This window comes from Amycolatopsis sp. NPDC098790 (assembly GCF_044759945.1).
Classification (GTDB): domain Bacteria; phylum Actinomycetota; class Actinomycetes; order Mycobacteriales; family Pseudonocardiaceae; genus Amycolatopsis.
In genome coordinates this window covers 1325199-1344643 of record NZ_JBIWAI010000002.1, presented here as the reverse complement: position 1 = coordinate 1344643, position 19445 = coordinate 1325199, and the positions used below count along the sequence as shown (strand labels likewise).

Annotated in this window: 12 protein-coding genes and 1 riboswitch; of the genes, 3 read left to right on the top strand and 9 right to left on the bottom strand. The window is 72.2% G+C overall.

The genetic code is table 11. The features are described from left to right. Window positions 1-2: 2 nt before the first annotated feature. The 7 genes from ACIQWX_RS19955 to ACIQWX_RS19925 all read right to left on the bottom strand — a co-directional run bounded on the left by ACIQWX_RS19955 (window position 3) and on the right by ACIQWX_RS19925 (window position 9855). Window positions 3-1217: a hypothetical protein gene (locus ACIQWX_RS19955; protein WP_400872770.1), complete on the bottom strand. Its 1215-nt coding sequence runs from the start codon at window positions 1215-1217 to the stop codon at window positions 3-5. Beyond that, on the bottom strand, window positions 1214-2689 hold the full coding sequence (locus ACIQWX_RS19950) for a dynamin family protein (protein WP_400872768.1): 1476 nt from the start codon (window positions 2687-2689) through the stop codon (window positions 1214-1216). The genes ACIQWX_RS19955 and ACIQWX_RS19950 overlap by 4 nt, the downstream gene beginning before the upstream one ends. Further along, window positions 2686-4524, bottom strand: coding sequence for a dynamin family protein (locus ACIQWX_RS19945; RefSeq protein ID WP_400872766.1), 1839 nt, complete (start codon window positions 4522-4524; stop codon window positions 2686-2688). The genes ACIQWX_RS19950 and ACIQWX_RS19945 overlap by 4 nt, the downstream gene beginning before the upstream one ends. A gap of 47 nt (window positions 4525-4571) precedes the next feature. Then, window positions 4572-5984 carry a hypothetical protein gene (locus ACIQWX_RS19940; RefSeq protein ID WP_400872764.1) on the bottom strand — a complete coding sequence of 471 codons (1413 nt, stop codon included), beginning with the start codon at window positions 5982-5984 and terminating at the stop codon, window positions 4572-4574. Between the two features lie 130 nt (window positions 5985-6114). Beyond that, a complete protein-coding gene (locus ACIQWX_RS19935) occupies window positions 6115-8679 on the bottom strand; it encodes an AAA family ATPase (protein ID WP_400872762.1) in 2565 nt (854 codons plus the stop codon). 134 nt (window positions 8680-8813) lie between these two features. Then, window positions 8814-9419, bottom strand: coding sequence for a hypothetical protein (locus ACIQWX_RS19930; RefSeq protein ID WP_400872761.1), 606 nt, complete (start codon window positions 9417-9419; stop codon window positions 8814-8816). 4 nt (window positions 9420-9423) lie between these two features. Then, entirely contained in the window at window positions 9424-9855 is a 432-nt protein-coding gene (locus ACIQWX_RS19925; protein ID WP_400872759.1) for a hypothetical protein, read from the bottom strand. 129 nt (window positions 9856-9984) lie between these two features. On the opposite strand from ACIQWX_RS19925, the gene ACIQWX_RS19920 reads away from it, so the two are divergent. Then, window positions 9985-11385, top strand: a complete 1401-nt coding sequence (locus tag ACIQWX_RS19920; protein WP_400872757.1) for a hypothetical protein — start codon at window positions 9985-9987, stop codon at window positions 11383-11385. A gap of 62 nt (window positions 11386-11447) precedes the next feature. On the opposite strand, the gene ACIQWX_RS19915 is transcribed toward ACIQWX_RS19920, so the two are convergent. After that, window positions 11448-13331 (bottom strand): hypothetical protein, encoded by a 1884-nt coding sequence (locus ACIQWX_RS19915; protein WP_400872755.1) that lies wholly within the window; start codon window positions 13329-13331, stop codon window positions 11448-11450. Window positions 13332-13530: 199 nt separating this feature from the next. Between ACIQWX_RS19915 and ACIQWX_RS19910 the strand changes: the two genes are divergently transcribed. Next, window positions 13531-14682: an FAD-dependent monooxygenase gene (locus tag ACIQWX_RS19910; RefSeq protein ID WP_400872753.1), complete on the top strand. Its 1152-nt coding sequence runs from the start codon at window positions 13531-13533 to the stop codon at window positions 14680-14682. On the opposite strand, the gene metH is transcribed toward ACIQWX_RS19910, so the two are convergent. Then, window positions 14664-18287 carry a methionine synthase gene (gene metH / locus ACIQWX_RS19905; RefSeq protein WP_400872751.1) on the bottom strand — a complete coding sequence of 1208 codons (3624 nt, stop codon included), beginning with the start codon at window positions 18285-18287 and terminating at the stop codon, window positions 14664-14666. The genes ACIQWX_RS19910 and metH overlap by 19 nt on opposite strands. A 14-nt stretch (window positions 18288-18301) precedes the next feature. Then, a riboswitch (S-adenosyl-L-homocysteine riboswitch) is annotated at window positions 18302-18380 on the bottom strand. A gap of 206 nt (window positions 18381-18586) precedes the next feature. Here metH and ACIQWX_RS19900 point away from each other — a divergent pair. Next, window positions 18587-19441, top strand: coding sequence for a TIGR03619 family F420-dependent LLM class oxidoreductase (locus ACIQWX_RS19900; protein ID WP_400872750.1), 855 nt, complete (start codon window positions 18587-18589; stop codon window positions 19439-19441). Window positions 19442-19445: the final 4 nt, after the last annotated feature.

The following is a 19445-nucleotide window of genomic DNA, read 5'->3' as shown; positions in this document are numbered from 1 at the left end:
TGTCAGCCTCCGCCGTGAACGTGCGTGTGCTCGAAAGCCGGGTGGTCGCCGGGAACCGGCTCCGGTTCCTCGAGGTGGTGGTCTTCGTGCTCCGGCGGGCCGGGCGGCTCCGCCGGAGGCAGGTTGTGCGGTGGGTCGTCCGGCGGGTGACCCGCGGCCGGCGCGTGGTCCGGCTCCGGCTCGTGGTGCCGCGGTGGTTCGAACGGGTGGTCCTCCGCCGCGGGGTGCGGCCGGCTGCCCGTGACCTCGCCGGCGTCGTGGTGCTTCGGCGCGGGTTCGGTGGCGAAGCTGTGCTTGACCACCGGGTGCTCGGCCAGCGTGGTCGACGCCGCCAGCGTCGTCTCGACCGCGACCGGCGGCGGCACCGGGGTGTCCACTGTGGACGGCTGCCGGCTGAACGTCACCACCGGCGGCGACGGCGCCCCGGGCAGCGACGGCGCCGGGGCGGTGACCTGCGCGGTCACCGTCGCGCCGCGGCCCTTGTCGGCGATCACCTCGGTCTGGTGGATCGTCGGCCCGGCCGGCTCGCCGAACGGGTCGTCGGCCCGCGCCTGTTCGTCCACGGTGATCCCGACCTCGATCCCGGGCGGCCCGGTCTCGGCTTCGTCGAGGATGACGGTCTCCTCCTGGAAGATCTCGATGTCGCCGTGGCCCGGCGCGTCCGGGGTGAGCTCGTAGGTCAGCGAACCGTGGTGCTCCACGGTGATCGTGCCGTCCGGGTTCTCGTGGATGACGATGTCGGCGTCCTGGACGATGTCGATGTCCGTGTCGCCCGGCGTCCCGTCCCCGGGCACGACGATGTGCTGGTGGTCGGTGTACACCTCGTCGCGGCCGTTGTTGTGGACCACGAACCGCTCGGTCGCGTCGATGATGAAATTGCCGAACTCGTCTTCGCGGACCTCGATCTGCTCGAACTCCTCGACGGTCGGCAGCTCCTTCAGCGGCAGGCCGTCGGTCGTCTCCGGGTGCCAGACGGTCCCGGTCTGCGCCTCCACGTGGCCGTCTTCGCCGCGGGTGACGGTGCTGGTCTCGACCTCGGGCACGTACTCGTGCGGCGGGACGTCGTGCGCGGTCTCCGCGGCGGCCGGCTCCGGCCGCGGCGGTGGCGCCGACGCACCGGGCGACCCGGGGGTGAGCGCGTTCCCGGCCACCTCCGACGCGACGGCGCCGGCGACGGCCGCGGCCGTCCGCTTGACCTTCTTCGGCAGCTCGTTCACGACAGGACCTCCGCCCGGGCTTCGCTGAGCAGGATTCCCTCGCAGGTGCGCACGAGGACGCGGGCCGCGTCCCGGACGTCGCGCGGGGACGCGGGGTGCTCGGCGCGCCGCTGCCACCTCAGCAGCTGCGCGCCGAGCGCCTGCCGGACCGCGGCGCGGCCCGCGTCCCCCGGCAGGTCCAGCCGGCTCGGCACGTCCACCCCGGCCGCGCCGAGCAGCCGTTCCGCGTCGCGGGCCTCGTCGGTGGTGAACAGCACGACGCCGAGCCGGATCGAGTCGATCAGCTGGATCTCGGCGAACTCGTGCGCGCCGGCGACGATCCGCTCCCATTCGTGCAGCAGCCCGCCGGTGCGGTCCGGGTAGGCCCGCAGCACCAGTTCCGCCGCCTGCAGCGCCGACCGCGCCTTGAGGACGTCGGCGCGCGCGGCGAACTGGGACGTCAGCAGCGACCGCAGCCGGTGCAGGCCGCTGCGGGCCAGCAGCTCCCCCGACAGCGCCCGCGCGCCCGTCACGTGGCCGCCGCCGGTCAGCTCGATCCCGAGGCGGACGCCGTAGAGCCCGTAGCGGCCCAGCAGCTCGGCGCGCGCGGCCGCCGGAACGTCCACATCGGACTCCGCCTGGGCGAACCGGTCGGCCGAGGTGAGCAGCCGCGCCACCTCGGCTTCGGGCGCGGCGGCCAGCACGCGGAACGCGCGGAACTCGGACTCCTTCAACGACGCGGCCGAGCTGGCCAGCAGGCCGGCCACCGGGACGACGGTCTGGCAGAGACCCCGCACGCGCGGGTCGCGGGCGTAGCGGGCGGCGATCTTCTCCGCCGAGTCGAGCGCGTCGGGGCGGGCGTGCCCGACCTCGTCGGCCTTGGACAGCACGCCGATCGTGTTCACCGGGCGGCGCTGCGCCGGGTCGTCGTGGAAGGCGTCGAGGAACCGGACGTCGTCGCCGTGGACGTGCCGCATCAGGTACACGACGGCGTCCGCGGTGCCGACGCCGTCGCCTTCAGGGACCAGCGCCGCCTCGGTGCGCCCGGACACGGCCGAGCGCGCCGAGCCGAGGCCGGGCGTGTCGATCAGCGTCATGGCGCGCAGAGCGGGCGACGGCCAGTCGACGACGAGCCGGTCGACGTCCTCGGGCGCCATGCCGAGTTCGAGGCCGAGCGTCCCGGACAGGCGGCCGAACGGCAGCTGGCGCGGGATCCCGCGGGCCGGGTGCAGCATGATCCGGTAGGTCGGGCCGTTGCGGTACCAGGTGACGACGCGGGTGCACTCCCCCGCGTCGGTGGCCGCGAGCTCCTGGCCGACCAGCGCGTTGAGCAGCGTGGACTTGCCCGCCTTGACGCGGCCGGCGATGGCGACGCGCAGCGGTTCGGCGAGCCGGCCGGCGATCTGCCGCAGCTGCGGCTCGGCGGGCGTGCCGGCGTACCCGGCGCACGCGCGGGCGACGAACCCGCGGACCTGGACGTACAGCGGGGTCATCGGGCCACCGCCTTCGGCTTGGGTGCGCTGCGGACGGTGAGCTCGTCGGCGCGGCGGCCGAGCACTTCAAGGGCTTCGATGTCGGCTTCGAGGCGCTTGAGCTCGCTCGCCTCGGCGTCGTCGTCGACGACCGCCTTCTTGGCATTCGCGAGCGCTTCGGTGAGGGACCGCTGGAGCTCTTCGACGCGGGCGCTGTAGGCGTCGCGGAGTTCTCTTTGGACGGTCCGCATCGCGTCGCGGGAATCCTTGCCCACCTGGAGGTTGAACTCGTCGACGAACCGGCGCACGGCGGTCTTCGCCAGGCCGCGGCGCTTTTCCAGCTGCCGCTTGCGTTCGTCGACGAAGCCGGAGCGGCCCATGAGCAGGCCGGCCGCGACCCCGAACGGCGTCGGGATGGCCAGCGCGGCCATCTTGGTGAGCATGGAGAACATGAGGAAGCCGCTGTAGGCTTTCTGGAACGCGGCCATCCCGGTGGCGCCGCGGGTCTTGACGCCGGTGAACGACGAGTCGATGTCGATCTCCTCCACGACTTTCACGGGCGCCTGGACCTCGCGCGGCAGCACGGCCTGGGATTCGGCGAGCTCGAAGTGCTCGGCGACGCGGGAGGCCAGGCCGCGGGCGTCCTTGACGAAGGTCGCGTAGTTCTCGAGGGTCTCGTTCGCGAGGCGCTGGCGCAGCCACTTCTCGAACTCGTCCCAGTTCTTGGCGGGGTCGCCGTCTTCGATGGCCTCTTCGGCCTCGTGCAGCACGCCGCGGGAGCGGGCGCGCAGGTCGTAGTCCACATCGGACGAAATGTCGGCGAAGCCGTCGAAGAGCAGCTGCTGCCACTTCGCGGACTGGCTGCGCAGCGCGTCGACGCGGTCGTTGACCCGGCCCAGTTCCGCGACGAGCGCGGCGGACTGCTCGGGGTGGGCGAGCGCGGTCCGCCGGGCGCGCAGGGAGGCGTGCAGCTGCCCGACCGCGGACCCGACGTGCAGGCCGACGGCGTTCAGCGCGGACCGTTCGGCGTCCCCGACGACCCCCTGCAGGCGCTTGACCAGCTGCGGAAAGCCGGATTCGACGTTGAGCTCCTGATCGGCCGACCGGGCGGCGACGGTGCGCAGCTCGGAGGAGACGGCGACGGTGTCGATGGCGATCCCGCACGTTTCGAGGTGGCCGGCGTTGAGTTCGAGGATGCGCCGCCAGTGCGGGTAGAGGTCGATCTTGGTGAGGACGAAGAAGACCGTCGGGCAGAGTTCTTTGACCGTCCGGAGGAACCGCAGCTCGGCGCCGGTGAGCTCTTGCGAGGCGTCGGAGAGGAAGAGGACGGCGTGCGCCCGCGGCAGCGAGCTGACGGTGACGGCGTTGTGCAGCGACCCGAGCCCGCCGACGCCGGGCGTGTCGACCAGCGCCAGCCCGCCGGAGAGCAGCTGCCGGCTGATCGACGCGGTGACCGACTTGAGCTTCCGGACGTTGCCGGGGTTCCCGGCTTCACTCACGTGGGCGGGAAGGTCTTCGAGGGAGATCCGCTCGGTCCACGGCGGCGACGACGGGTCGGCCGGTTCGTAGGTCGCCAGAGCCCCGGACTCCGGCGCGTAGCGGACGACGGTCGGCACCGCGGTCGCGATGTCGTCGTCGACCGGGCAGATCTTCGCGGTCAGCAGGGCGTTGACGAGCGAGCTCTTGCCCTGCTTGAACTCCCCGACGACGTAGACGGTGACGTCCGGTTCGGACAGCAGGCGCCGGGCGTCGGTGAGGCGCTGGACGAGGTCGTCCCGCCCGTAGGCCTTCGCTCCCTTGACGGCGAGGTCGAGGGTGTCGAGGGCGATGCGCCCCCCGCCGCTCGGCTCCTGCATGACCGCTCCCTCTTGCTTTCTTGCATTCCCTGCTTGCTTACGCCGGCTCAGTAGTGGTCGCCGTCGTGGTGGTGGTGCTCGGCGTGGTGGTCGTGGTGGTCCCCGCCGCCGTGGTGGTGCTCGTGCTCGTGGCCGTGGTGCTCGGTGGACGCCTGCTCGTTGAACTGGTTTCCGCCGTGGTGGCCTTGCGCCTGCTCGTTCTGGAAGATGTTGCCGTGGCCGCCCGTGCTCGCCTGCTCGTTGAACTGGTTGCCACCGTGGCCACCGGAACCCTGCTGGTTCTGGAAGATGTTGCCGTCACCGCCCGTGGAGGCCTGCTCGTTGAACTGGTTGCCACCGTGGCCACCCGAGCCCTGCTGGTTCTGGAAGATGTTGCCGTGGCCACCCGTGCTCGCCTGCTCGTTGAACTGGTTGCCACCGTGGCCACCCGAACCCTGCTGGTTCTGGAAGATGCTTCCGTGGCCGCCCGTGCTCGCCTGCTCGTTGAACTGGTTCCCGCCGTGGCCACCCGAACCCTGTTCGTTCTGGAAGATGCTCCCGCGGCCACCCGTGCTCGCCTGCTCGTTGAACTGGTTGCCACCGTGGCCACCCGAGCCCTGCTCGTTCTGGAAGATGTCCCCGCCACGCCCGCCGGTCGAGGCCTGTTCGTTGAACTGGTTGCCCCCGTGCCCGCCCGAACCCTGCTGGTTCTGGAAGATGTCGCCACCGCGGCCACCCGTCGAGGCCTGCTCGTTGAACTGGTTGCCACCGTGACCACCCGAACCCTGCTGGTTCTGGAAGATGTCTCCCACGCCGCCGGTTGAGGCTTGCTCGTTGAACTGGTTGCCCCCGTGGCCGCCCGAGCCCTGCTCGTTCTGGAACACGTCACCGTGGTGGCCGGCCGACGCCTGCTCGTTGAACTGGTTGCCGCCGCGGCCGGCGCCTTGCTGGTTCTGGAAGATGTCCCCACCGCGGCCACCCGTCGAGGCCTGCTCGTTGAACTGGTTCCCGCCGTGGCCACCCGAGCCTTGCTCGTTCTGGAAGATGTCCCCACCGCGGCCGCCGGTCGAAGCCTGCTCGTTGAACTGGTTCCCACCGGAACCGCCCGAGCCCTGCTCGTTCTGGAAGATGTCGCCGCGGCCGCCGGTCGAGGCCTGCTCGTTGAACTGGTTCCCACCGTGACCACCCGAACCCTGCTGGTTCTGGAAGATGTCGCCGCCGCGACCGCCCGTGCTCGCCTGCTCGTTGAACTGGTTCCCGCCGTGGCCACCGGAACCCTGCTCGTTCTGGAAGATGTCCCCGCCGCGGCCGCCCGTGGAAGCCTGCTCGTTGAACTGATTCCCGCCGGAACCACCCGAACCCTGCTGGTTCTGGAAAATGTTCCCCGAGCCCCCCGTCGAAGCCTGCTCGTTGAACTGGTTCCCCCCGCCACCGCCGGAACCCTGCTCGTTCTGGAAAACGTCGCCCGATGAAGTCGTCATCCCGTGCACTCCTGACATTCGGATCGGTGAAGCCCGTGCCCCTCCGTTGTCATCCAGTCTTGGGCCCGAAGCCGCGCGGGTCATGAGTAGCGCGCTACTCGGCTTCCGCACGGCGGCGACCGCGATCTACCTATGGACCGTCGCCGGGACTACTCCCCGATGCCGGCGGCCCCACCACCGAGGCCAGCTCGCGGCGGCCGGAAATACCCAATTTCGCGTAGACCCCGTGCAGCACGTTGTCGACCGTCCGCACCGACACCACCAGCCGGTCCGCCACCGCTCGGCTCGTCAAGCCCGTCGCCACCAGGCGGGCGATCTCCAGCTCCCGGACCGTCAAGTCCAACGGCGTCTCCAGCAACGAAAGAGCAGGCGTGGCAGCGTCCTCACAGGACGCCAGCCACGCCCGCGCCCGCTGGGCCGACGTCGCCGCGCTGCCGTTCTTGCCCTCCGCCCGGTACGCCCGGGCCGCCTCCGCCGACGCCTCCGCCGCGAGCAGCCGCGCGCCGACGTCGGCGAACGAAGCCGCCACCGCGTCCAATGCCACCGCATCAGACACAGCCGCCGCGTGCGCCGAGTACAACGCCGCCATCCCGCCCGCCGTTGGGATCTCCCCCGGGTCGGCGCCGAACCGGAGCAGGTCGTGGCGGATCTCGGCCGCGATCGCGAGCCTGCCGTCGTCCGAAGCGGCCGAAGCGGCGGACAAACCCAGCGACGACGCCCGCGACAGCTCGCCCCGCGCCGCCGCGACCCACGCGCCGTCCCAGTCGCCGAGGGGTTCGGCCACCGCGCCGCTCATCGCCGTTGCCCGGACCAGTGCCGCGGCGACCGCCGGGCGGAACTCGTGCGGCTGGTCGTGCGCGTCCGCCGCCAATGCCTCGCGCAGCCAGCGGATCGCGCCGCGGACGTTGCCGTACGCGAGCGCGACCGTTCCGAGCGAGGCCGCCGCGCCCGCCAGCGCCGGGCCCCACCGGTCGCGGACGGCGTCCCGGTAGTCGTCGCCCGCCCGGTCTTCGGCCTCCTCCAGCCGGCCCGCCCGGCACAGCGCGACGACCCGCGCGTGCTCCAGCCGCACCCGCGCGCCCGGCGCCGACGCGTCCGAAATCCGGGACGCGATCTCCAGCCCCTCGTCGACGACGCCGAGGCACGCCTCCGTCCGCCCGGTCGACGACAGCGCCCCGGCCGCGACGACCAGCGCCGAGAGCCGCAGCGCGTCGCCGCGGCGGTTGCGGTCCAGCACCGGCCCGAGCAGCTCCAGGGCCGCGCGCGACGACCCCGAAGCCGCCGAAAGCGCCGCCCGGGCCGTCACGAGGTCGTCCTGGGTCCCGGACACCGCCGTCTCCGCGGTGTCCAGGACCGCCGCGGCCTCCGGGGCCCGGTTCAGGCCGAACGCCAGGTTCCGCGCCCGCGTGGCCGCGACGCGGGCGTGCTGCGCGTCGGACACCGTTTCGCCCGCCAGCTCCGCGAGCAGCGAGTCCGCGTCGGCGTGGCGGCCGCCGGCGATCCGGACCTGGGCGAGGAGGAACTTCGCACCGAACCCGCCGCCCATCCGGACGGCTTCCGCCGCCAGGTGCTCAGCTTGCGGGAAGTCCTTGCGCAGCAACGTCTCCGCCGCCGCCCGGACGAGCCCCGGGTCGGTCGGCAGCCCGGCGGCCAGCCGCCACCGCACCAGCCGCGGCTTGTCCTCGGCCCGGCGCGCGCCGGTCAGGTCCAGGGTCTGCGCGAGGATCCGGTAGGTGTCGCGCTGGCGCAGCGGCGACGTCCGGCGCCGGATCACCTCGGCGTAGAGCGGGTGCGCCAGCCGGACGTTCAGCCGCCGCCCGGTCCGCTCGGACACGACCAGGCCGGCCTGCTCGGTCGTGGCGAGGACGCGGGCGGCACCGAGCCGCACCAGCGGTTCACAGCCCAGCGGCTCCCCGAAGGCGAGCAGTTCCAGCAACCGCCGCTCGTCGGCGTCGACCCGGTCGGTGCGGGTTTCGATCAGCTCGACCAGCCGCGGGGTCGCCGCGAGCGCCCCGCTCCACCGCCACACGCCGTCCCCGGCCGACAGCGAACCGCTGTCGAGGCCGCCCTGCACGAGCTCGCGCAGGAACAGCGGGTTGCCCAGCGTCAGGCCCCACAGCCGGTGCTCCGCGCCGTCGTCGAGCCGCCCGTTCAGGACCGCGGTGACCAGCTCCGTGGTCTGCGGCCGGGTCAGCTCGCCGACGTCGAGCCGCTCGGCGACGCGGTCCTTCCACATCGCGAACACCGGGTCGGGCACGCTCACGCCGTGCGGCGCGATGACGATCACGAACGCCGACGCCGTCGCGGCCAGCTGGTGCACCAGGGTCGCGGAGAGGTCGTCGAGCAGGTGCGCGTCGTCGACGCACAGCACCAGCCGGCGCCCCTCCGCGCCGCGCGTCAGGTGGCCGGCGACCTGGTTGAGCCGGTGCGCGCGATCGCCCGTGCCGTCCGCGCTGCCCGGCAGGAGGTGGGCGAACGCGCCGAACGGGATCGTCGACGCCGAAGACATTGCACGCACCCAGTGCGTGCGCGCGCCGCCACCGGCCAGCTCGGCCAGCAGCACCTTCGCCAGGCGCGTCTTCCCCGCGCCGGCGCGGCCGGTCAGCAGCAGCCCGCACACCTCGGGATCGGCCAGCGCCCGGCGCGCGAACGCCAGCTCCTGTTCGCGGCCGACCAGCGGCCAGTCGTTCGCCACACCCACTGCCTCCCCAACCCCTCACGGGCTTTCCGCACCCGCGCACACTCGTTCCTCGGATAATGAGCGCGCGTGGCTCCGCGGAGTACCGGAACCGCGCGACGATTCGGTAAGAATTTCGATCCGGAAATACGCTATTCCCGGTTTCTCGGTGATTCTTTTTCCTGCGCCAGCATCATTCCTACGACGCGCGGCAGCACCACCGCGTTCCAGCCGGCCATGGCGGTGACGAGTTCCGGTTCCGGGCCACCGGTCCACACGCGCACCTGACCGGCGCGCAAGTCGGTGCCCAGCACGCCGGCCCACGGCACCTTCGGCGCGAACCACCGCCACCGGCGCAGTCCTTCGGCGTCCGCGTCGATCCGCCGAAGCCCGCCGCTGCCGAACCGGGCGGTGGCGCCGGCGGCGATCGCGTCGACCGCGGCCCGCGCGATCCGCGGGCAGGCCGCCGACTCGACCAGCTCGACCAGCCGCCGCCACGTTTCGCGCGCGTCCGCCAGCTCGTCGCGGCCGAAGGCGTCGAACACGAACCGGCTCCGCACCGCGCCGCACGCCAGGCCCAGCGCGTAGCTGGCCTGGCGCGGCCGGGCCGCCGCGTCGTAGGCGACCCGGTCCACCTCGGCCAGCCGGAAGACCCGGTCACCGATCACGATCACGTCGCCGGCCGCGGCGAGCGTCCGCCCGCCGCTGCGGACCAGGACTTCGCCGGAGCCGGTGAACGAGAACTTCCCGGCGGCCATCGGGCTACTTGCCGGTCTTCGCCAGGCAGAGCACGACGCCGGTCTCGCCCTCCTTGCCCTGCCAGAACACCTGGTCGGCGTCCGGGTACGGGGTGCACGCGCTGATCTGCGCCTCGATCCGCGTCTTGTCCTCGACCCGCGCGACGACCTTGAGCGTCGCCTCCGGCGTCCCGCAGTCGACGATCTTGACGTAGTTGTCGCCGCTCTCGGTGACGCAGTTGCCGGCCTGGGCGTTCTCGCCGTTGGACCGGGTGGCCACCCAGACCAGCGCGAGCACCGCGGCGACCAGGATCAGGAACACGGTGAGCACGATTTTCTGCCGCCGCTTGGACTTCTTCGGCGCGGCCGGGGGCTGCGGCGGGCCGGGCACCCCGGCCTGCGGCGGCGGCACGGGTCCGGTCGGCTCCGGGAACTGGGATCCTCCCGCGTGGGTCATGACGTTCCTCCCTCGATGTCCAGCTGTCCCCTTCTAGGCGTTCCACCCGTGTTCCACGGTGTTCCACCCGGTGTTCGGCCGTCCCCGCCAAGATGGGACCGCCCCGTTCCCCGACGTGAGGACCCGAGGATGACCCGACTGCCCGCCCTGGCCGTCTCCGCGCTGACCACCGCCGCGCTCCTGACCGGCGGGACGGCCGAAGCCGCGAGCCCGCCGTTCACCGGCTCGGTCTTCCGCGCCACGCACAACAGCTATTCGGGCAGCGTCGACGGCGCGAAGAACTCGATCGCCTACCAGCTCGACCACGGCGTCCGGTTCATCGAGTACGACATCCACGACAACGGCTACGCGACCACCCACGACTACGGGGTCGGCCACGACTCACCCGGCAACGCCGTCGACCACAGCGGCGGCAACCCGGCGTCGAACAACCTGCGCGACTGGCTCTCGGTGGTGAACACCTGGTCCGCGGCGCACCCGTCGGCCGCGCCGATCGTCGTCATGCTCGACCTGAAGGACAACCTGACCGACAACGCGAACTTCGCGGCGGGCAACCTGGTCGCGGTCAACCAGGAGCTGGAGTCGGTGTTCGGCAGCCGGCTGCTGCGGGCGCAGGACTACCCGGCCGGCTCGCCGACCGTGGACGCGCTGCGCGGGCGCGTGCTGCCGCTGCTGTCCGGCGACGGCGGCAGCCGCAGCGAGTACAAGCGGGACGTCGGGTACCACCCGGCCGTCGCGATCAACGGCCGCGGCCAGATCGTCGAGGTGCACGACTCCGGCGGCGGCGCGCTCTGGTACTGGACCGGCACCTACGGCGCCGACGGCCGCGTGACCTGGCTGCGGCACGGCAAGTACGACAGCGGGCAGACGCCGGCCGTCGCGCTCAACGACAACGGCGACCTCGTCGAGGTCCACCAGTCGCAGACCGCGTCGACGCTCTGGTACCACGTCGGCAAGCTCGGCGCGGACGGCGAGATCACCTGGCAGGCCAGCCACCAGTACGACAACGGCGTCCAGCCGACGGTCGCCTTCACCGACGCGACGCACGTGCGGGAGATCCACCAGAGCCAGAGCGGCAGCCAGAACTGGACCTGGAACGGCACCCTGGCCGGCACGACGGTGACGTGGGCCGGCAACGCGAAGACGTCGGACGCGCGGTACGCCAAGGACACCGCCGCCAACGGCGCCCGGCGCGTGAAGGTGTGGACGGGCGCGGACGGCCCGACGCCGTCGAACACCCTGCGCGTGGACACCGCGAGCGTCACCGGTGACCGGATCCGCTGCCGCCAGGTCGCTTTCGACGAGTTCCAGAAGGGCGACAGCGCGGAGCTGCAGCAGGGCGCGCTGTTCTACGGGGCACCCGCGACGGAGTCGGCGTTCATCACCTCGGCCCGGCAGTCGGGCAAGCTGGTCCGCGGCTGGGACTTCGACTCCGCGAGCGACGCGACGACGCCGCTGGCGAACTACCCGGCGACCAACCACCCGTACGACGCCTGGTACCAGACCGTGGTGGCCGGCGCCGTCGAGTAGCCCACCGACATGAACGACTCTTTCATGTCGTCTGGCGACATGAAAGAGTCGTTCATGTCGTTTCAGCCGGGGTGGTAGGAGCAGCGGGTGCCGGTGCGGACGCCGTCGCGCAGGACGTCGCCGATCACCGCATCCGCCGCGGCGATCCGCGTCAGCGCGCGGCGGATCGCCTTGCCCACCGCGATCCGGGCCTTCTCCTCCGCGCCCGCGAACTCGCGGACGCGGCCCGCCAGTCCCGCGGCCGCCGACAGCTCGCCCAGCAGCCAGTCGCGTTCGGTGCGGACCTGTTCCGCCCGGCCGGTGTCGTGGTTGGCTTCGTGCTCGTCGAGCTCGGCCTCGAGGTTGGCGAGCCAGCGCCGGTAGTGCGCGGTCGCCTCCTGGTCGAGCACCGGCTGCGCGGACGTCGCCTCGGCCACCACTCCGTGCGCCAGCTCGACGGCGGTCAGCTCGTGGCCCGGGTTGTCCAGCAGCGTCGCGAGGTAGCCCATGCCGACGCTGTGCTCGACCGAGGCCGACCGGCCGTCCAGGGTGAAGACCCAGTGACTGCCCTCGCGACGGCAGGTGACCCTGCGGTCCGCGACGCGGGGCGCAAACGCGGGCAGCACCATCCCGAGCTGCTCCGCCTCCCGCGTCGCCGCGGCCTGCTCCCGCGCCCCTTCCGCCGACGCCGGTCCCAGCGCCTGCGCGAGCCGGGCGCGCGACAACGCCGCGGCCGGCCAGTGCGCCAGCGCGAGGTTGTCGCGCACCGCCGCGCGGAAGTGCTCGGCGGCGCGCCCGGTCTCGCCCGCGGTCAGCATCGCCACGCCCAGCGCGTGCTGCACCGAGCCGAAGCAGGCGACGCCGAGGCTGGCCGTCATCGGCAGCCGCGCGAAGGGCTTCAGCAGCGCGTACGCGGCCAACGCCGATTCGACGTCCGAAACCAGGCAGGCGGACTCGACGATCCCGTACATCGACACGAGCCAGCTGCTCGACCGCGGCAGCAGCGCCAGGTCCCGCCCGCGCAGCCGGGCCAGCGCTCCGGCAGCCTCGCGCTCGTCCCCGGCCGCCGCGGCGGCGACGGCCAGCCCGGCGATCAGCGCGTTGTCGACGGCGCTGAGCGTCGGCGAATGCACCGTCTCCCGCAGCACCGGCAGCAGCTCGGCGACGCGGCCCTGGTAGAAGCGGACCGCGCCGACCTGCGCGGTGTACCAGCCGATCGCGTCGGCGTCGCCGGCCTGCTCACCCCGCAGCGCGCAGGCCGCCGCGCGGTTTTCCGCCTCCTCGAAGCGGCCGGCGCGGATGCTGAGCATGACGTCGATCGCGTCGAGCACGAACCCGACCGCGAGGTGGTCGCGTTCGGCCAGCAGGCCGCGCAGGTCGGCGAGCCCGCGCTGGGCGTGCGGGTCGCCGTCGAGGAAGAGGTCGACCGTGCGCCAGAGCAGGCCCATCAGCAGGTCGCTGCGGCGATCGGTGCGGAAGCCCTCGGTGATCAGCTCGTGGGCGAGCGCGCGGCGCTGGCCGCCGTGGTCGGGCCCGAGCAGGCAGTGGTGGGCCAGGCTCGCGGCCTCGGCCCAGGCGACCGGGTCGCCCGCGCGCTTGGCTTCTTCGAGCACGGCGAGGATCTCGTTGCTCTCCCCCGCCACGTAGTCGGCTTCGCCCGCGAGCCGCGCCTTGAGCCGCAGGGCCAGCGACGACCCCGGGTCGACCGCGGTCGCCGCACTGCGCAGCCGCGCCTGCAGCAACGCGGCCGCGGGCGCGCTCCGGTGTTCGTGCACCCACAGCCCGGCCAAGCCCAGCGCCGCCCGCGCCATCCCGGTCCCGTCGCACTCGGCCTCCGCGGCCCGGTACGCCCGGTCGAACCACTCCCGGCCGGCGCGCAGGTCGCCGTCGGCCTCGAGTGCGCGCTCCCCGTTGCGCAGCAGCTCGCCGAGCGCGGTGGCCGCCGGTCGCGTTTCGCTGTCCAGCATCGCCGCCCCCTCTCCCCCGGGAAATGGTGCCCGCGCGACCGGCGGGGGTCAACGTGCGAAAACCGCCGGGAAAGCCCTGGTCGCGGCCGGGTATTTTCCGCCGTCACGGTCCGCGCGCGGTCCACTCGCGACAGTCGCTGACGGCCGCCGTCAGCGCTTCGCCAGGGACCGGTAAGCCGTTCTCGCGAAGCTCTGCGGCATGAAAAAGCTGACTGTCCTGATCTCCGGCGCGAGCATCGCCGGCCCCGCACTCGCCCTCTGGCTGACCCGCTACGGCTGCGAAGTCACCGTCGTCGAACGCGCCCCTTCGGTGCGCCCCGGCGGCCAGGCCGTCGACTTCAAGGGCGCCACCCACCGGACCGTCCTGGAGCGCATGGGCATCCTCGACGACGTCCTGGCCCGCCAAACCGGCGGTACCGACCAGACCATCATCGACGCCGACGGCCGCTCCCAGGCCGTGATCCCGGGCGAGTTCACCGGTGGCGACATCGAGATCCGCCGCGGCGACCTCGCCGACATCCTGTACGAGCACGCGGACTGCGAGTACCTCTTCGGCGACACCGTCACGGCGCTGACCGAGACGCCCGACGGCGTCGACGTCACCTTCGCCAACGCTGGGCCGCGCCGGTTCGACCTCGTCGTCGGCGCCGACGGCATCCACTCGAACGTCCGGCGGCTGGCCTTCGGCCCGGAACGCGACTACGTCAACTTCCTGGGCCACTACTACGCCCTGGCCGAGCTGGGCGAGCAGGTCGGCGGCGGCGAGGCCGTGATGTACAACGAGCCGGGCCGGATGGCCGCGGTCGGCGGGCCGAAGGCGTCGGCGTTCTTCGTCTTCGCCTCGCCCGAACTGGACTACGACCGCGGCGACACCGGCACCCAGCGGAAGCTGGTCGCCGAGGCCTACCGCGACGCGGGCTGGCGGGTGCCCGAACTGATCGCGAAGCTTCCCGACGCCCGCGAGTTCTACCTGGACTCGCTCGCCCGCGTCACGATCGACCACTACTCGCGCGGCCGGGTCGTCCTGCTCGGCGACGCCGCCTACGGCAACACCCTCGGCGGCTTCGGCACCGGCCTCGCGATCGTCGGCGCGTACGTGCTCGCCGGCGAGCTCCTGGCCGCGGACGGCGACCACCGCGTCGCCTTCGCCCGCTACGAAGAACAGCTCCGGACGTACGCGAAGGTGTCGCAGCGCGGCAGCGCGGGCCCGTTCCTCGCGCCGCCGTCACCACTGCGGATCAAGCTGCGGGACTGGACGTTCAAGTCCCGCTTCCTGCTCGGCCTGATGCTCAAGGCGACCGACAAGTTCGCCACGGACATCGAGCTGAAGGACTACGCCTCGGGCTCGTAGGCCAGGTTCGGCCGCAGCCACTGCTCGACCTCGGCGACCTCGACGCCCTTGCGGCGCGCGTAGTCCTCGATCTGGTCGAGCCCGAGCCTGCCGACGGTGAAGTACCGCGAGTCCGGGTGCGCGAAGATCAGCCCGGACACGCTCGCCGCCGGCGTCATCGCGAACGACTCGGTCAGGTCCATGCCCAGCCGGTCGGCTTCGAGCAGTTCGAACAGCTCGCGCTTCTGGCTGTGGTCCGGGCTGGCCGGGTAGCCCAGCGCCGGGCGGATGCCGCGGAAGCGCTCGGCGTGCAGGTCGGCCAGCACCGGCTCGGCGTCCGGCTCGAACCAGTCGCGGCGGGCCCGCAGGTGGATGTGCTCGGCGAAGGCCTCGGCGAGCCGGTCGGCCAGCGCCTTGACCATGATCGCGCGGTAGTCGTCCTGCTGGGCTTCGTACTTCGCCGCCAGTGTCTCGGCGCCGTGGATCGCGACGGCGAACCCGCCGAGGTGGTCGCCTTCGGGGGCGATGTAGTCGGCGAGGCAGCGGTTGGCGCGGTCCTCCGGCTTCGACGTCTGCTGGCGCAGCATCGGGAACCCGACGTGCGCGAACTCGCCGTCGAGCAGGATGTCGTCGCCCTCGCTGTGCGCCGGCCAGAACGCGTACGCGCCCTTCGCGGTGAAGCTGCCGGTGGCGATGATCTGGTCGAGCAGCGTGTTGGCGTCGTCGAACAGCTCGCGGGCGACCGGCTGCTCCAGGATCGCCGGGTACTTGCCCTTGAGCTGCCAGGCCAGGAACAGGAACTGCCAGTCGATCATCTCGCGCAGCTCGGTGATCGACGGCTCGACGACGCGGGTGCCGGTGAACAGCGGCGTCGGCAGGTCCGCGAACACGACCTGCTCGCGGTTGAGCCGCGCCTGCTCGAGCGTGAGCATCGGACGGCGCTGCTTGCTCGCGTGCTGCTCGCGCAGCACCTCCTGGTCGGCCCGGTTCTTCTCGGCGAGCGCGATCGAGCGGTCCGGGTCGAGCAGGTCCGACACGACGCCGACGACGCGGGAGGCGTCCAGCACGTGGACCGTCGCGTTGTCGTAGGCGGGCGCGATCTTGACCGCGGTGTGCTGGCGGGACGTCGTGGCGCCGCCGATCAGCAGCGGCAGCTTCAGGCCGCGCCGCTGCATCTCGGTGGCGACGGCGACCATCTCGTCCAGCGACGGCGTGATCAGCCCGGACAGCCCGACCGCGTCGGCGCCTTCGGTGACCGCGGTGTCGAGGATCTTGCCGGCCGGCACCATCACGCCGAGGTCGATCACCTCGTAGTTGTTGCAGCCCAGGACGACCCCGACGATGTTCTTGCCGATGTCGTGGACGTCGCCCTTCACCGTGGCCAGCACGATCTTGCCCTGGCCGCCGTTCGACGCGAGCCTGCCCTCCTGGCGCGCCTTCTCCTTCTCCTCCTCCATGAACGGCTCGAGGTAGGCGACGGACCGCTTCATCACGCGGGCGCTCTTCACGACCTGCGGCAGGAACATCTTGCCGGAGCCGAACAGGTCGCCGACGACCTTCATACCGTCCATCAGCGGGCCCTCGATGACGTCGAGGGGCCGCGCCATCTGCTGCCGCGCCTCTTCGGTGTCGTCCTCGATGTAGTCGACGATCCCGTGCACCAGCGCGTGGGACAGCCGCTCGCCGACCGTGCCTTCGCGCCACGAGAGGTCCACGACGCGCTTGGTGCCGCTGCCCTTCACGTTCTCGGCGAAGCTCACCAGCCGGTCGGTGGCGTCCTCGCGGCGGTCGAACAGCACGTCCTCGACCAGCTCGAGGAGCTCCTTCGGGATGTCCTCGTAGACAGCGAGCTGGCCCGCGTTCACGATGCCCATGTCCAGGCCGACCTGCATGGCGTGGAACAGGAACGCCGAGTGCATCGCCTCGCGGACGACGTCGTTGCCGCGGAAGGAGAACGACAGGTTCGAGATGCCGCCGGAGATGTGGACGCCGGGACAGCGTTCCTTGATCCGGGGCAGCGCGTCGATGAACGCCTTCGCGTAGCCGTTGTGCTCGGCGATGCCGGTGGCGACGGCGAGCACGTTCGGGTCGAAGATGATGTCTTCGCCCGCGAAGCCGGCCTTCTGCGTGAGCAGGTCGTAGGCCCGGCCGCAGATGTCGACCTTGCGGTCCGCGGTGTCGGCCTGGCCCGTCTCGTCGAAGGCCATCACGACGACGCCGGCGCCGTAGTTGCGGATCGTGCGGGCCTGGGCGAGGAAGGGCTCCTCGCCCTCCTTGAGGCTGATCGAGTTGACCACGCCCTTGCCCTGCAGGCAGCGCAGGCCGGCTTCGAGCACGGTCCACTTGGAGCTGTCGACCATCACCGGGATCCGGGCGACCTCGGGCTCGGTGGCGATGAGGTTGAGGAAGGTCGTCATCGCCTCCTCGGAATCGAGCAGGTCGGCGTCCATGTTGACGTCCAGCAGGTTCGCGCCGCCGCGGACCTGCTCCAGCGCGACGTCGACGGCGGCCTGGTGGTCGCCGGACTCGATGAGCCGGCGGAACCGCTTCGAGCCGGTGACGTTGGTGCGCTCGCCGATCATCACGAACCCGGTGTCGGCGCCGATGCCGAACGGCTCGAGGCCGCTGAAGCGGGTGTGCGTGCGCGGCGCCGGCACCTCCCGCGGGCCGACGTCCTTCGCCGCGGCGGCGATCTTCGCGATGTGCTCCGGGGTCGTGCCGCAGCAGCCGCCGACCAGGTTGACCAGGCCGTCGCGGGCGAACCCGCCGATCAGCCCGGCGGTCTCCTCGGGCGTCTGGTCGTACCCGCCGAACGCGTTCGGCAGCCCGGCGTTCGGGTGGCAGGCGACGTAGGCGTCGGCGATCCGGGCGAGCTCCTCGACGTGCGGCCGCATCTCCTCGGCGCCCAGCGAGCAGTTCACGCCGACGACCAGCGGTTTCGCGTGCTCGACCGAGCTCCAGAACGCCTCGACGGTCTGCCCGGAGAGCGTCCGGCCGCTCAGGTCGACGATGGTGACCGAGATCCACAGCGGCAGGTCCGGCGCGACCTCGCGGGCGGCGGCGATCGCGGCCTTGCAGTTGAGCGTGTCGAAGATCGTCTCGATCAGCAGCAGGTCGACGCCGCCCTCGGCGAGCCCGGCGATCTGCTCCGCGTAGGCCGCCTTGACCTGCTCGAACGTGACCGCGCGGTACGCCGGGTCGTCGACCTTGGGCGACAGGCTCAGGGTGACGTTCAGCGGCCCGATCGACCCGGCCACGAACTTGCCGCCTGCCTCGTCGGCCGCCTGGCGGGCCAGCTGCGCGCCGCGGACGTTCATCTCGTGGACGTAGGCCTGCAGGCCGTAGTCGGCCTGGCCGATGCTGGTCGCGGTGAAGGTGTTCGTCGTGGTGATGTCCGCACCGGCCGCGAGGTACTGGCGGTGGACATCGAGGATGACGTCCGGGCGGGTGAGGTTCAGCAGGTCGGGGTCGCCGGTGACGTCGTGGGTGTGCTCGCCGAAGCGGTCGCCGCGGTAGTCGGCCGGGGTGAGCCCGGCCCCCTGCAGCATGGTGCCCCAGGCACCGTCGAGGACCGCCACGCGGCTGTCCAGCAGCTCACGCAGCCGGCTGGTGGGATCTTGACTCATCAGCGCCCTCCCTCGTCGGGGAGGCGCCCTTGGTCCGGTGGAGCGGGCCGAGCGTGGCGGACCCCGTGGTCCGTTGCAGCGCCTCTCGACCCGCGAACCAGGATAGTGGACCCGGCACCCGGCTGGCCATCCCGCCCCGGCCGGGCGTCCACGATCTGGGACACCGGCCGTGACCGTCCACAATGGAACACTGCGTGCACCCTGCACCTCCACCACGGATCCTCCTCGCTCCGGCGGCGGTCCTCACCTCATCGACTGCCCTCCTTGAAAACTGAAACACGTTCTAATACGCTCCTCGCGTGGACTACGGAATCGTGCTGTTCACCAGCGACCGCGGCATCACCCCGGCTTCGGCGGCGCGCGCCGCGGAGGCCGCGGGGTTCGCCACCTTCTACGTGCCCGAGCACACGCACATCCCGGTGAAGCGCGAGTCGCCGCACCCGCGCACGGGCGACGCGTCCCTGCCCGACGACCGCTACAGCCGCACGCTCGACCCCTGGGTCGCGCTGGCGACGGCGGCCGCGGTGACGTCGCGGATCCGGCTGTCCACCGCGGTGGCCCTGCCGGTGGAGAGCGACCCGATCACCCTCGCCAAGACGATCGCGAGCCTCGACCACCTCTCGGGCGGCCGGGTCACACTCGGGACCGGCTTCGGCTGGAACGTCGACGAGCTGACCGACCACGGCGTTCCCGGCAACCGCCGCCGGACGGCCCTGCGCGAGTACCTCGAAGCGATGAGTGCACTGTGGACGGAGGAAGAGGCTTCCTACGCCGGGGAGTTCGTCTCGTTCGGACCGAGTTGGGCGTGGCCGAAGCCGGTCCAGGCCCACATCCCGGTGCTGCTGGGCGCGGGCCCGACGGAGAAGACGTTCCGCTGGATCGCCCGCCACGCGGACGGGTGGATCACCACCCCGGCGGACTCCGACCTGGACGGGCACGTGGCTCTGCTCAAGGAGATCTGGTCCGCTGAAGGCCGGACTGGCGCACCGCGGATCTGCGCGCTCGGGGAACGCCCGGACCCGGACCGGTTGGCGCACCTGGATTCCCTCGGCGTCACCGAGACGATCTTCGGCTTGCCGGACCGTTCGCCGGAGGAAGTCGAAGCGTGGATCGGCCGGCTGGCCGGGAAGCTCGGGCTCGCCGTCACCCTCTAGGGCC